The sequence below is a fragment of the Pelomonas parva genome (assembly GCF_043555835.1).
GTDB classification, from domain to species: Bacteria; Pseudomonadota; Gammaproteobacteria; order Burkholderiales; family Burkholderiaceae_C; genus Pelomonas; species Pelomonas parva.
In genome coordinates, this window is sequence record NZ_JBIGHV010000008.1 from 121001 (window position 1) to 134581 (window position 13581).

The following is a 13581-nucleotide window of genomic DNA, read 5'->3' on the forward strand; positions in this document are numbered from 1 at the left end:
TTATCCAGCAGCAGATGTCGGCTCTAAAATTAATGGGGCCATAGTCAGATGCCCGCCGGCTCAACGGGTTTTCTCGGCCGGCCACGCGGGCGACGCTGCACGACAGCGGCATGGTCTGCGGCCAGCGGCTGCAGGAAGGCCTCACTGCCAACCGGCCTGCCGCGCAGCACGGCCTCGGTGAAAAGCGACCGCTCTGCTGTAGCGACGCCCTCGCCGAGAAACTCGCGATAGGCATGCTCCCGCTCGAACGGCGTGTTGCCCAGCAGCCAATACATGGGGTGTTCCGTCACTAGCACGTTACGGACCAGCCCGAGGTGGTGGGCCGCACTGGACCACTTCCAGTCCGCCGCTTCCACGCACAAACCGGCGCGGACGGGATTGAGCTCGATGTAGCGCATGCAGGCCAGCAAATGCCGCTCCCCTTCGATGAGCCCGGCCCGGAAGCGCCCCTCCCACAGCGTGCCGCTGCGCTGGTGGCGGGCGTTGAACCAGCCCACGTAACGCCGGCCGAGCGACTGCATCATGCGGCTCAAGGCGTCGGCGCTGGGCGGCGTCAGCAGCAGATGGAGGTGGTTGTCCATCAGCACATAGGCATGGACGGCCACGCCATACTGGGAAGCCGCCTCCGCCATCGTGGCGAGCATGTGCTCGCGGTCGAGGTCGCTGTAGAAGATGGCCTGGCGGTTGTTACCGCGCAGGATGACGTGGTGGGGTTGATCCGGCAGGATGAGACGGGGCAGGCGGGCCATGTTGGGAAATCAGGCTTTCGGTTGCCGAAGAATAATCGACTCCGACCCCAATTTCAGAACACATTCTTGCCCGTCAGTCTCTGGTGCTCGCGAATCGCGAATCGGTCGGTCATGCCGGCAATGTAGTCGGCGCAGGCGCGGTGACGGTCCGGCCGGTCGGCGAAGTCCGGCGGCATCTGGGACGCGTCATCGGCGTAGGCCGTGAAGAGATCGCGCAGCACCTGCTCCGCTCTCGCGCGGGTCGCCTGCACCTGGGCGTGGCGGTAGAGGTTGGCGAACAGGAAGCGTTTCAGTGCCGTGCTCTTGCTGCGCATGTCCGCACTGAAGCGCAGCAGGGGCTTGTCGCAGCGCCGCACCGCGTCGGCGTCCGTCGGCACCGCCTCGGCCAGCGCCGCGCGTGTCGCGTCGATGATGTCGTAGACCTGAGCCGACAGCATGCGGCGGATCGTCTCGAACAGCAGCCGCTTGCCCGCCAGTTGCGGATGCGCGTCCAGCGCCGCGCGCCAGTGCTCGCGCACCAGGTCCACGTCCAGCAACTGCTCCAGCTCGATGAGCCCCGAGCGCACGCCATCGTCCACGTCATGCGCGTTGTAGGCGACCTCGTCGGCCACATTGCAGAGCTGCGCCTCCAGGCTGGGCTGGCCGCCCTGCAGGAAGCGCATCGCCACGCCGCCCGGCTCGGTTGCCTCAAGCAGTTCGGCATTGCGCCGCGAGCAGTGCTTGAGGATGCCCTCGCGCGTCTCGAAGCAAAGGTTCAGCCCGTCGAAATCCGGGTAACGCTGCTCCAGCTTGTCCACAACGCGCAGCGACTGCAGGTTGTGCTCGAAGCCACCGTGCTCGCGCATGCAGTCATCCAGCACGTCCTGGCCGGCGTGGCCGAACGGCGTGTGGCCCAAGTCATGGGCCAGCGCCACCGCCTCGACCAGGTCTTCATCCAGGCCCAGGCTGCGGGCAATGGAGCGGCCCAGCTGCGCCACCTCGAGCGAATGCGTCAGCCGCGTACGGAAGAGATCGCCCTCGTGATTCAGGAAGACCTGGGTCTTGTAGACCAACCGCCGGAAGGCCGTGCTGTGGATGATGCGGTCGCGGTCGCGCTGGAACTCGCTGCGCGTCGGCGCGGCAGGCTCCTGCAGGCAGCGGCCCCGAGTGCGTGCCGGGTCGGCAGCATAGGCGGGCCGCGTCGACAGCGGCATCAGGCGGCTCCGTGGGCCGTCAGCGTCTCGACGATGAGAGCGTCCGGGACCGAGTGCAGCCCGGCCTTGCCGAGCGACTCGATCAGCACAAAGCGGATGGCACCAGCCTCGGCCTTCTTGTCCACACGCATGAGTTGCAGGTAGCGCTCAGCGCCCAGCCGCGGCGGCTGCACCGGCAGGCCGGCGCGTGCGATCAGCGCGCGCAGCCGGTCGACGAAGCTGTCGGGCATCAAGCCCATGCGGCGCGACAAGTCCGCCGCCAGCACCATGCCGCCGGCCACCGCCTCGCCATGCAGCCACTCGCCATAGCCCAGGCCGGCCTCGATGGCATGGCCGAAGGTGTGGCCGAAGTTCAGGATGGCGCGCAGGCCTTGCTCGCGTTCGTCCTGGCCGACCACGTCGGCCTTGATCTCGCAGCTGCGCCTGACCGCGTAGGCCAGCGCGACCTTGTCGCGGGCCAGCAGCGCGTCGAGGTTGTCCTCGATCCAGCACAGGAAGCCGGCATCGGCGATGGGCCCGTACTTGATGACCTCGGCCAGCCCGGCACGCAGCTCGCGCTCGGGCAGCGTGTCCAGCGTGTCCAGGTCGGCGATGACGCGCTCGGGCTGGTAGAAGGCGCCGAGCATGTTCTTGCCCAGCGGATGGTTGATGGCCGTCTTGCCGCCCACCGACGAATCGACCTGCGCCAGCAGCGTGGTGGGCACCTGCACGAAGGGGACGCCACGCATGTAGATGGCGGCGGCGAAGCCCGTCATGTCGCCGATGACGCCGCCGCCCAGCGCGAAAAGCACGGTCTTGCGGTCCAGCGCCTCGCCCAGCAGGTGGTCGCAGATGCGGTTCAGGCTGTCCCAGCCCTTGTGCTGCTCGCCATCGGGTAGCACGACGAGATCGACGCGGGCATAGACCGCCAGCAAGCGCTGGCGCAGCGCTTGGGCATACAGCGGCGCCACGGTCTCGTTGCTGACGATGACGGCCGCCGAGGCCTTGGGCAGGTCCTGCCAGCTAGCCGGCTCGCCCAGCAGGCCGGAGCCGATGCGGATCTCGTAGTGGCGGTTGTCGGGGAGAGAGATGTGGACGGTGTCGGTGGCGGGCATATGGCGGAGTGTAGAAGCCGCCCCTCGTCAGGTCGGCTCGGCGCCGACCGTCGCCGCCACGCGCGTGGGGTCGAGCAGGCCAGCCAGCTCCAGCTGCATCAGCGCCATGTTGACGAGGGCTTGCACCGCCGATGGCCGGGCACTCTCGAGGATGAAATGGGCGCAGCGCCGGTACAGCGGGTCGCGCTGCTGGTGCATTTCACGCAGCCGGGCGAGCGGGTCCTTCACCTGCAGCAGCGGCCGGGTCGTGTCATGGCGAAGGCGGCGGAACAAGTCCTCCGGTGTGGAGCGCAGATACAGCACGGTCGACCCAGCGCGCAGCAACTCGCGGTTTTGCTCTCGCAGCACGGCGCCACCGCCTGTTGCCAGCACGCAGGCACCGGGCCGGGCGATCAACTCGGCAATGACCTCGGTCTCGAGATCGCGGAACGCATCCTCACCGTGGTGCTCGAAGAACTGCTTGATGCTGCCGCCGATGCGCTGCTCGATCTCATGGTCCGAATCGACAAAAGGCACGCCGATCTGGCGTGCCAATTGCCTGCCGACGGTGGACTTGCCACCGCCGGGCATGCCGACGAGTGAAATCAGCGGGTCACTTCGGCTCGGTGCAACTTGGCAACTGGCCATATGGACTGAGTTTGAACGGCGGGTCCCCTTCTGCGGCCAGCGCGGCCGCAGGCACCGGCAGCCACACGTAGGTGTAAAGGTAGTCCGTCACTGTCTCCCAGGGAGCGAACGCCCCGAACGCCTTCGATGGCAACGCCACCGGAATGCCTAACGGATAGTAGGCCGGGGGGCTGAGCACGCCAGCCGCTGTCACTGTGATCTTGTAGTTCACCCAGCTGGCCAAGTTCATTGGATATTCGAGCTGCAGTACCGCGACACCATTCGCATCGGTCCTAGTGGCTCCGACGAGGGTAATCGCAACGTCCGACTTTCGCGGGTCAAGTTGCTTGTTGGTGTTGACGTCTTCGCCGGTGTCGATGACGCCATTGCGATTCAGATCTTCGTTCGGGCACGTCGCGGTCAGCAAGCCAACATCACCAAAGTCCGGGGACCGCTCCCACCTCGCGACCACTGCGTTGTACCTCCAGAAGCCTTTGCCAAAACCGCCCAGATCCAGCGATGGCGTGATCTGCACGTCGGACTTCGGATTGCCGGCCGAGTCGACCACAAGCACCACGAACCTCTTAACGTATGTGAGTGTTGAGGCGCCAACACCGATAGTGTTGTCCGTGCCGATCGATATGGAGACCGGATTGGAGACGATCGTCAACGTAGTCGTCATCAACTGCCCGCCGGCCGCAGCGCAGTTGGTGGTGGTGTCGGTCGATGCGAAGTCGCTGACCTTCCAACATGCCCTTATGGTGACCCCATTGGTGGGACTACTGACCGAGCCGGGCTTGTAGGTGGTTGAAGCAGTACCAGATGCATCTGACAACACGGTATTCGTGCCCGAACCGATAGAGCCAGTTGCGTTGTCGCCGGTCACGCCGAACAAGACACGGACATTGCGAATCGGCGCGTTGGCGGCATCCCGGAAGAAGGCGCTCACGGTAATCTGATTGTTCGTGGTGCCGGTGTTGATGGTCACAACATCCGCAGACAGGTTCAAGGCCTGAGCCACCGGTGTAGTGGTCACCACTGGTACGCCAGTACTGCCCCCACCAGGGATGGACACCACAGTCACGGCAGGTTCAGCGCCGCCCGCGTTGGCGGTGATCGTGAGATTGGTTCCCGGAGCGTTCGGCGCCGTGTAGTCGAAGGTGTAGTCACCGTTCAAGTCAGTCTGCCCAGCCTTGGCAGCAATGCCGCCGCCCGAAACGGCTATCGGCACACCCACCATCGGATTGCTGTTCACATCTGTCAGCTTGTACTGCACCGTACCGGCTGCACCGGCCGCCACAACGGCTGGTACTGGACTGGCCTGCGTGAACCGTGCACCGGTAATCTGGAAAGCGGCCGTTCGCGACAGCGTGCCACTGGTCGCAATCACCGTAACGGTTCGATTCGAACGGTTCTCACCCACACTCACCGTGCCCGTGACCTGCCCGTTCGAATTGGTTTGATTGGACGGCGCGACGATGAAAGCACTTGTATCCGAGACTGTCAGTTGAACAGGGATACCAGGCAACGCGTTGCGGTTCACGTCGACCGCCGTCGCTGTCGCAACAACAGTCCTGCTTCCGGAATTGTCGATATTGGTTGCGCTTAGCGTCAGTGTCAGGTCACTGGCTTGCGGGTTCGTCGGGGACGAATTTTGAACAACGTTGAACGTTACCGGCCGCGTGATGGAGCCCGACTTGACCGTCACAGTCACTGGCCTCGGCGACGTATCCGCCCCCTGGGTAATGATTGCAGTCTGCACACCTGTCGTCGCATCGGTCGCAGTACCGCCAGGCGTCACCACCGCATTGGCGTCGACGGTGAAACTAACGGGGATGGCGCCAATGGCCACTCGGTTGGCATCGATAGACGTCACAGTGGCTGTGATCGAATCCGAACCCGAATTGGTCATCGTGTTCTTGCTCAGCACGACGACCAAATCCGCTGCCACCGCACTGGCCGCACTTGCCGGGCTGGAGGCTCCCGGTGCGGGGACGAAAACCGAGGTTCCGGCGTCACCGCCACCACCACCGCAAGCTGCGAGACTGCCCACCAGCAAGCAGCCGAGGAGCGCACGCGACGCACTGCGGCTCCAAACTTCAAACTTCGTCATCTTTGCTACTCCCATGTGCTGCCGCATCGGCCAGCCCATCGTCAGTTCATTGGATTCGTTTTAGCGCACCGCAGCCCGCTCACTGACGACCTTGGGCGTCAGGAAGATCAGCAGCTCGGTCTTGGAGGTCGTGCGCGTCTTGTTCTTGAACAGGTTGCCGACGAACGGCACGTCACCGAGCAGCGGCACCTTGTTGATGGTCTCGCCCTCGTCCTGCGTGTAGATGCCGCCGATGACGACGGTGCCGCCGTTCTCGACCAGCACCTGCGTCTGCACATGCTTGGTGTTGATGGCGTAACCCTGCGGCGTCAGCGTGCCGCGGCTGTCCTTGTTGACGTCCACGTTCAGGATGACGCTGCCTTCCGGCGTGATCTGCGGCGTGACCTCGAGCTTGAGGTTGGCCTTGCGGAAGGCGATGGACGTGGCACCACTGGAGGTGGCCACCTGGTAGGGCAGCTCCTCACCCTGCTCGATCAGCGCCTTGACCTGGTCGGCCGTGATGACGCGCGGGCTGGACACGACCTTGCCCTTGCCGTCGGACTCAAGGGCCGACAGTTCCAGGTTCAGGAAGCGGTTGGCCGTCGCGCTGAACAGCGACACGGCGATCGTCTGGGCCACGGCACCAGCAAAGCTGTCGGACGAGGTGTTGGCCGGCAGGTTGACGAAGTTGGTGTTGTTGTAGCCCGGGTCGGTGGCGTTCTGTTGCGTCTGCCAGCCCACGAGGTTGTAGTTGCTGCCGACCGTCAGGTAGCTGTCGCCACCGACGTTGTAGCCGGGGATGCCACCCATGCGGCCGCGCGCGTCATAGCCGCCGAGCTTCACGCCCAGCGCCCGGCCGAAGCGGTCGTTGGCCTCAACGATGCGCGCCTCGATCAGCACCTGGCGCACCGGGATGTCGATCTTGGCGATCATGGCCTGGATCTCTTCGAGCTTGCTCGGGATGTCCGACACGAAGAGCTGGTTGGTGCGCGACTCAGAGATGACGCTGCCACGCGGCGACAGGATCTTGGTGCCCGAGCCGGAGCTGGAGCCCGAGCTGCTGCCACCCGAGCCGGAGCCGATGCTCTGGCCGGTCAGGCCCTTGGCGATTTCCTCGGCCTTCACATAGTTGAGCTGGAAGGACTGCGTGCGCACCGGCTCGAGCTGGGCGATGGCGGCCTTGGATTCGAGGTCCAGCTTTTCCTTGGCGGCCAGCTCGTCCTTGGGCGCGATCCATAGCACGTTGCCCGACTTCCTCAGGCCCAGGCCCTTGGCCTGCATGATGATGTCCAGCGCCTGGTCCCAGGGCACGTCCTTCAGGCGCAGCGTGACATTGCCGGTCACGGTGTCGCTGGTGACAACGTTGAAGTTGGTGAAGTCGGCGATGACCTGCAGCAGCGCGCGGACTTCGATGTTCTGGAAGTTCAGCGACAGCTTGTCGCCCGCATAGCCCGGGCCCTGCGTCAACTTGTTGGGATCGACCTTCTGCGGCCGCACTTCCAGCACGAACTGGTTGTCGCTCTGGTAGGCGCTGTGCTCCCAGTTGCCCTTGGGCTCGACGACCATGCGCACGCGGTCGCCGGCCTGACGGGTCGTGATCAGTTGCACCGGCGTGCCGAAGTCGGTCACGTCGATCTTGCGGCGCAGGTTCTCCGGCAGGCTGGAGCGCAGGAACTCGACGACGAGGCTCTGGCCCTGCTGCTGGATGTCCACGCCGACCTGGTTGCTCGGCAGGTTGACGATGATGCGGCCGGCGCCGTCGGCGCCGCGGCGGAAGTCGACGTCGCGCAGCGACTGCGGCGCGGCGTTCAGGCTCTGCGCGAAGTGCACTGGCTCGCCGGGCGATTGAGGCGCCGCCACGGTGTTGCCCAGCACGAGAACGAGGGAACTCCCCTCCAGCTTGGCGCTGTAGGTGGAGGCCTGGCGCAGGTTCAGCACGACGCGCGAGCGTTCGCCGGCCTGGGCCACGGCAGCCGAGCGCAGGTTGCCCTGGTTCAGTTCGACGAGGTTGCGCCCGATGCCGTTGACGACACCCGGCAGATCGATGGCGATGCGTGGCGGCGTCTGGATCGTGAAGCCCGTGGGCACCGCCGCCAGCGGCTCGCTCAATTCGATGCGCACGACATCCACACCCGCCTGCTGGCTCGTGTTGATCGCGCGGATCTGGGTTTGCGCCCAGGCCACGGGCGCGCCCAACAGTGCGACGGCAATTCCCAGCACCCAGCTACGGCCCATCGACTTGTTCTCCTGGAATGACTTCATCGTCCCTTCTCCTGTAGCTGGAGGGTACTCATGCGCTCGACATACTCGCCCGCAGCATCCTGGACGATCTCTCGCAACGTGATCTCGGTCTCGCTGACCTTGGTGATGAGGCCGAAGTTCTGGCCGAGGTGGTCCCCGACCTTGACCTGGTACAGCAGGTTGTCCACGCGCAGCAGCGCATAGCGCCGGTTGTCGCGCGTCAGGCTGCCCACCATCGCCATGCTGTCCAGCGGGTAGGCTTCCAGCGGCTCCTTGCGCCGGTTGAACTCGGCGGTGAGCAGCGAATTGGGTTGCGCCGCTTCCTGGCGGATGGCGACGCTCAGCTTCTGCGTGCTGAACGGGTCCACGCCAGCGCCCGATTCATAAGGCTGCGGCAGGAACTTCTTCGGCGGCAGCAGTGGCGTCACCGATGGCTTGGCGTCCTTGCGCTGCTGCTCCATCCATTGGCGCAGTTCGTCCTGGTCGCCGCTGCAGCCGGCCAGCGCCAGCAGGGTGGCGAGAGACATCAGCAGCGGCTTCATTTCTTGCCCCCGGCCTTGCCCGTGGCGGCCTTGCGCTGCTGGGCCACTTCGGCGGCGTCCAGATAGCGGTAGGTTCGCGCGGTCACTTCCATGTTCAACGAGCCGGCCTGCGCGGTCGGTGCAGTCGGCGCGACGACGACGACGTTGTGCAGGGTGACGATGCGCGACAGGTTGGACACGTCGGCCGCGAAGGCCCCGATGTCGTGATAACGGCCCGACACCTTCAGCGCGATGGGCAGCTCGGCGTAGTAGTCCTTCACCACCTCCTGCCCCGGGCGGAACAGCTCGAACTGCAGGCCGCGGCCAACACCGGCGCTGCTGATGTCGGACAGCAGCGAATCGATCTCCGCCTTGCCCGGCAACTGCTTCTCGAGCTGCGTCACGTACTCCTCGACCTGGCTCTTCTGCTTGCGCAGTTCGGGCAGGTTGACGGCCTGGGCCAGCTTGGCCTGGTAGTCCTGGCGCAGCTGCGGCTCGCGGGCGTGCTCGGCCTCCAGCCGCGCCTGCTCGTCGGACAGCAGGGCCACATAGCCCAGAACGCAGACCACGACGATGACGGCAAGGCCCGTGGCCAGCTTGGGCGCCAGCGGCCACTGGCCGGGCTCCTTGGGGTTGAGACCCTGGAACTGGGCGGCAAAGTCCGCGAACCAGGCATTCACATCGATCTTGGGCATGGAGGTGGCCATGGTCGATCAGCCCTTGTTCGGTGCCGAAGCACCCGCTGCGGCGTCGCGCGGCGGCGCCTTGATCGACACCTTCATGGAAAAGTCCAGCAAGCGGCGCTGATCGCGCGTGTTGGTGCTGACGTTGGCCAGCTTCACTTCGATGAGGTCGGGCTTTTCCAGCCACTCCGAGCCGCGCGACACATTGCGCAGGAACTCGGACACGCGCTCGTTCGTCTGCGCGATGCCGCTGATCGTGACCACCTTGTCGGCCTGGCGGATGCCAGTCACATAGATGCCCTCGGGCGCCAGCCGCGCCACATCGTTGAGCAGTTGCACCGGCGTGTTGCGATCGGTCTGCAGGTCCTCGACGGCGCGCTGGCGGGACTTCAGCGACTCGATCTCGGCCTTCAGGTTGGCAATGTCCTTGATCTGCGCCTCCAGCCGCGTGATCTCGCTCTGGATGTACTGGTTGCGGGACTCCTGCTCCTGGGTCAGGAACTGCAGCAGCAGATAGGCCGCGACGACGATGCCCGCGCCCACCAGCCCCGCCAGACCCAGGCCCGCGAAAAAGGCAGCCTTGCGCCGCTTGCGCCTTTCCTCACGGTAAGGCAGCAGGTTGATCAGGATCACTGGTAGAACCTCCGCATCGCGAGGCCGCAGGCGGTCAGATAGGACGGCGCCTCACGCCGCAGCTTGGGCTCGCGCACCGCCGAGCCCATCCCCATGTTCTCGAACGGGTTGACGACCATGCAGGCAAAGCCGGTCAGGTCGGTCACGCGCTCCTTGAGACCCGGCAGCGTGGCCGTGCCGCCTGCCAGCATCACGTAGTGCACCTTGTGATGCGGCGTGCTGGTGAAGAAGTACTGCAGCGCGCGGCCGATCTCCTGCGACAGGCTGTCGACGAAGGGGTTCAGCACGCCGCTCTCGTAGTCTTCCGGCAGGTCGCTGGACAGCTTCTTCTGCTCGGCCTCCTCGAAGGAGAAGCCGTACTGGCGAGAGATGAGTTGCGTGAGCTGCGAGCCGCCGAAGGACTGGTCGCGGTCGTAGAGCAGCTCTTCGTCGCGCAACACCTTCAGGCTGGTGGTGTCGGCACCGATCTCGAACAGCGCGACCAGCGCGTCCTTGCCTTCGTTGGGCAGCGCGGCGATGAGACGACCCATGGCCATGCGCGATGCATGCGATTCGATGTCGAGCACGACGGGGCGCAGCCCGGCGGCTTCGGCCAGGCCCTGGCGGTCTTGCACACGGTCCTTGCGGGACGCCGCGATCAGCACCTCGACATCACCCACCGACGTGGGGCTGGGGCCGAGAACGCAGAAGTCCAGGCTGACCTCGTCGAGCGAGAACGGGATGTACTGGTTGGCCTCGGCCTCGACCTGCATCTCGAGTTCTTCCTCGCGCAGGCCGGCGGGCAGCATGATCTTCTTGGTGATGACCGCCGACTGGGGCATGGCCAGCGCGGCATCGCGGGTGCGGGAACCGCTGCGGGCCACGACGCGGCGCACGGCATCCGCAACTTCGTCGAACTTCTCGATCTGCCCGTCGGCGATCCAGCCCTTCTCGAAGGGTTCGCTGGCAAAACGCTCGAGCACCAACTCGCCACTTTTGGTCTGGCTCAGCTCCACCAGCTTGACGCTGGACGAGCTGATATCCAGACCGATCAAGGCTGGGTGCGTGCGACCCAAAAGCGTGTCGAGTATTCCCATGCCCTTTGTCTCCCGACACGTGAGTTTACGTATCGGACTATTAATAAGTTACTTGAATGCTAGCAGCAAAGCCGTTGACAGCGAACGCAAATCCGGCCTCAGCTGGTAACGCCACGTTGCTAAACATACACCAATCAACAGGATTGCAAGCTCCTGAAAAACACATGGGGAGCGGTCGTTTGGCACGCCGCACGGCAGCTCGGCGGGTATACGCGGGCGCTTGAACAGCGCTTCCTATAATCCGACGCCTCTTCCCCACGCGCCCCACGGGCGCGCCACGCCGGCTCATGAATGACAAGCCCCGATCCGCTGCGCCCCCTCCGTCGTCCGCAGCCGCCGGCTCAACCCCAGCTTCCCGACACGCCCGCTCGCTGACTGCCCGCCTGGGTCGGCTCGCGCTGTGGGCCGTCGGTCTGCTTGCTGGCGGCGCGTTGGCCGTGGCCCTGCTGCTCGCGCTCGGGTTGTCGCTGGCCTACCCCAACCTGCCCGACATCGGCGGCCTGACGGACTATCGACCCAAGCTGCCCATGCGCGTGCTGTCCAGCGACGGCGTGCTGCTGGGCGAGTTCGGCGAGGAGCGGCGCAACTACCTGCCCATCCAGCAGATCCCCAAGCTCATGCAGGAGGCCGTGCTGGCCATCGAGGACGCGCGCTTCTATCAGCATGGCGGCGTGGACTACCTCGGCATCATCCGCGCGGGCCTGGCCAACGTCGGCGAGTCGCGCAGCCAGGGCGCATCGACGATCACGATGCAGCTGGCGCGCAACTTCTACCTGTCCACGGAGAAGACCTTCACGCGCAAGATCTACGAGATCCTGCTGGCGCTGAAGATCGAGGCGGCCCTGCCCAAGGAGAAGATCCTCGAGATCTACATGAACCAGATCTTCCTGGGCCACCGCGCGCACGGCTTCGCGGCGGCCAGCGAGGTCTATTTCGGCAAGACGCTGGACAAGCTCAGCGTGGCCGAGGCGGCGATGCTGGCCGGCCTGCCCAAGGCGCCGTCGGCCTACAACCCCATCAACAACCCCAAGCGCGCGACCATCCGCCAGCAATACATCATCGAGCGGATGTACGAGACCGGCTACATCACCGAGGAAGAGCGCGATGCGGCCAAGGCCGAGAAGCTGCGCATCCGCCCAGTGCCGGAGTCGGTCACGCACGCCGAATTCGTGGCCGAGGCAGCGCGCCAGCTGATCTACAGCCAGTACGGCGATGAGGCCTACTCACGCGGGCTGAACGTCTACCTGACGCTGAACAGCGCCGAGCAGAACGCCGCCTACCGCGCGCTGCGCCGCGGCATCCTGGACTATGAGAAGCGCCAGGTCTACCGCGGCCCCGAGGCCTATGCCGACCTGCCCGGCGACGCCAAGGCGCTGGACGCCCGCATCGCCGAGGCGCTGGCCGACCACCCCGCCAACGACGAGCTGCTGGCAGCCGTCGTGCTGCAGGCCGACCCCAAGAAGGTCACCGCCGTGCTGCAGAGCGGCGACACCATCGCCATCACGGGCGACGGCCTCAGGCCCGCCACGTCCGGCCTGTCGGAGAAGGGCAACCCCAAGACGCGCATCCGCCGCGGTGCCGTCATCCGCGTTGTCAAGGGCCCCAAGCAGAAGGACGGTGGCGAATGGACCATCACCCAGCTGCCCGAGGTGGAGGGCGCCTTCGTGTCGCTGGACCCGAACAACGGCCAGGTGCGGGCCATGGTGGGCGGCTTCGACTACGCGAAGAACAAGTTCAACCACGTCACGCAGGCCTGGCGCCAGCCGGGCTCCAGCTTCAAGCCCTTCATCTACTCGGCGGCGCTGGAGAAGGGCTTCACACCCGCCACCATCGTCAACGACGCGCCGCTGTTCTTCGACGCCGGCACGACCGGCAGCCAGCCCTGGGAGCCGAAGAACTACGACGGCAAGTTCGAGGGCCCGATGCCGCTGCGCACGGCGCTGGCCAAGTCCAAGAACATGGTGTCCATCCGCGTGCTGCATTCCATTGGCGTGCAATACGCGCAGGACTGGCTGACGCATTTCGGCTTCGAGGCCGAGAAGCACCCGGCCTATCTGACGATGGCGCTGGGCGCCGGCTCGGTGACGGTGATGCAGATGGCGCAGGGTTATTCGGTGTTCGCCAACGGCGGCTACCGCGTCAACCCGCAGCTCATCAGCCGCATCACCGACAGCAAGGGCCGGCAGCTCTACGAGGCCCTGCCCACCACGCTAGCCGACAGTGCCCGCGCCATCGAGCCGCGCAACGCCTTCCTGATGAGCAGCCTGCTGCAGGAGGTCACGCGCAGCGGCACGGCGGCACGCGCCCAGGCGACGCTGAAGCGGCCCGACATCTATGGCAAGACCGGCACGACCAACGACTCCATGGACGCCTGGTTCGCCGGCTACCAGAAGGATCTGGTCGCCGTCGTCTGGATAGGCTACGACCAGCCGCGCAAGCTGGGCGACCGCGAGACGGGCGGGGGCTTAAGCCTGCCGGTGTGGATCGAGTACATGCAGTTCGCGCTGCGCGGCAAGCCGGTCGCCGAGCTGACGCCGCCGGACGGCGTCATCAACGCCAACGGCGAATGGTTCTACGAGGAGTACACCTCGGGCAACGGCGTGCGCGAGCTGTCGGCCGAACCTAACGTGCCGGAATCAACGACAGAAGACGAGAAGAAGTCCATCCTGGACCTCTTCAAGCGCTGAGCGCTT

The 13581-nt window shown here is 65.5% G+C and carries 11 protein-coding genes; 1 reads left to right on the top strand and 10 read right to left on the bottom strand.

The genetic code is table 11. The annotated features are described in order from the left end of the window. Nucleotides 1–44: 44 nt before the first annotated feature. From ACG00Y_RS20690 to ACG00Y_RS20735, 10 genes are read right to left on the bottom strand one after another with little or no spacing between them, the layout of a single operon-like run. The gene (locus ACG00Y_RS20690) at nt 45–749 is read right to left on the bottom strand and encodes an REP-associated tyrosine transposase (RefSeq protein ID WP_394482138.1); all 705 of its coding nucleotides are present in this window, start codon (nt 747–749) and stop codon (nt 45–47) included. A 53-nt stretch (nt 750–802) separates the two neighbouring features. After that, a complete protein-coding gene (locus ACG00Y_RS20695) occupies nt 803–1942 on the bottom strand; it encodes a deoxyguanosinetriphosphate triphosphohydrolase (RefSeq protein WP_394482140.1) in 1140 nt (379 codons plus the stop codon). Beyond that, complete coding sequence (gene aroB / locus ACG00Y_RS20700; protein ID WP_394482141.1) at nt 1942–3036, bottom strand: 3-dehydroquinate synthase; 1095 nt, start codon at nt 3034–3036, stop codon at nt 1942–1944. Before aroB ends, ACG00Y_RS20695 begins: the two co-directional genes overlap by 1 nt. Nucleotides 3037–3063: 27 nt before the next feature. Next, nucleotides 3064–3663, bottom strand: coding sequence for a shikimate kinase (locus ACG00Y_RS20705; protein WP_394482143.1), 600 nt, complete (start codon nt 3661–3663; stop codon nt 3064–3066). Further along, on the bottom strand, nt 3629–5755 hold the full coding sequence (locus tag ACG00Y_RS20710; protein ID WP_394482145.1) for a hypothetical protein: 2127 nt from the start codon (nt 5753–5755) through the stop codon (nt 3629–3631). Before ACG00Y_RS20710 ends, ACG00Y_RS20705 begins: the two co-directional genes overlap by 35 nt. A 60-nt stretch (nt 5756–5815) precedes the next feature. Continuing rightward, complete coding sequence (locus ACG00Y_RS20715) at nt 5816–7996, bottom strand: type IV pilus secretin PilQ (RefSeq protein ID WP_394482147.1); 2181 nt, start codon at nt 7994–7996, stop codon at nt 5816–5818. Next, complete coding sequence (locus ACG00Y_RS20720; protein ID WP_394482148.1) at nt 7993–8502, bottom strand: pilus assembly protein PilP; 510 nt, start codon at nt 8500–8502, stop codon at nt 7993–7995. Before ACG00Y_RS20720 ends, ACG00Y_RS20715 begins: the two co-directional genes overlap by 4 nt. A gap of 11 nt (nt 8503–8513) precedes the next feature. Beyond that, entirely contained in the window at nt 8514–9203 is a 690-nt protein-coding gene (locus ACG00Y_RS20725; protein ID WP_394482150.1) for a type IV pilus inner membrane component PilO, read from the bottom strand. A 6-nt stretch (nt 9204–9209) separates the two neighbouring features. Beyond that, complete coding sequence (locus ACG00Y_RS20730) at nt 9210–9812, bottom strand: PilN domain-containing protein (protein WP_394482151.1); 603 nt, start codon at nt 9810–9812, stop codon at nt 9210–9212. Then, a complete protein-coding gene (locus ACG00Y_RS20735; protein WP_394482153.1) occupies nt 9809–10888 on the bottom strand; it encodes a pilus assembly protein PilM in 1080 nt (359 codons plus the stop codon). Before ACG00Y_RS20735 ends, ACG00Y_RS20730 begins: the two co-directional genes overlap by 4 nt. 287 nt (nt 10889–11175) lie before the next feature. Between ACG00Y_RS20735 and ACG00Y_RS20740 the strand changes: the two genes are divergently transcribed. After that, nucleotides 11176–13575, top strand: a complete 2400-nt coding sequence (locus ACG00Y_RS20740) for a penicillin-binding protein 1A (protein ID WP_394482155.1) — start codon at nt 11176–11178, stop codon at nt 13573–13575. The last annotated feature ends 6 nt before the right edge of the window (nt 13576–13581 follow it).

What these genes read in the sequence shown, in the direction of transcription:
- ACG00Y_RS20690 (WP_394482138.1), bottom strand. Translation starts at nt 749, where the DNA reads ATGGCCCGCCTGCCCCGTCTCATCCTGCCGGATCAACCCCACCACGTC.
- ACG00Y_RS20695 (WP_394482140.1), bottom strand. Translation starts at nt 1,942, where the DNA reads ATGCCGCTGTCGACGCGGCCCGCCTATGCTGCCGACCCGGCACGCACT.
- aroB (WP_394482141.1), bottom strand. Translation starts at nt 3,036, where the DNA reads ATGCCCGCCACCGACACCGTCCACATCTCTCTCCCCGACAACCGCCAC.
- ACG00Y_RS20705 (WP_394482143.1), bottom strand. Translation starts at nt 3,663, where the DNA reads ATGGCCAGTTGCCAAGTTGCACCGAGCCGAAGTGACCCGCTGATTTCA.
- ACG00Y_RS20710 (WP_394482145.1), bottom strand. Translation starts at nt 5,755, where the DNA reads ATGACGAAGTTTGAAGTTTGGAGCCGCAGTGCGTCGCGTGCGCTCCTC.
- ACG00Y_RS20715 (WP_394482147.1), bottom strand. Translation starts at nt 7,996, where the DNA reads ATGAAGTCATTCCAGGAGAACAAGTCGATGGGCCGTAGCTGGGTGCTG.
- ACG00Y_RS20720 (WP_394482148.1), bottom strand. Translation starts at nt 8,502, where the DNA reads ATGTCTCTCGCCACCCTGCTGGCGCTGGCCGGCTGCAGCGGCGACCAG.
- ACG00Y_RS20725 (WP_394482150.1), bottom strand. Translation starts at nt 9,203, where the DNA reads ATGGCCACCTCCATGCCCAAGATCGATGTGAATGCCTGGTTCGCGGAC.
- ACG00Y_RS20735 (WP_394482153.1), bottom strand. Translation starts at nt 10,888, where the DNA reads ATGGGAATACTCGACACGCTTTTGGGTCGCACGCACCCAGCCTTGATC.
- ACG00Y_RS20740 (WP_394482155.1), top strand. Translation starts at nt 11,176, where the DNA reads ATGAATGACAAGCCCCGATCCGCTGCGCCCCCTCCGTCGTCCGCAGCC.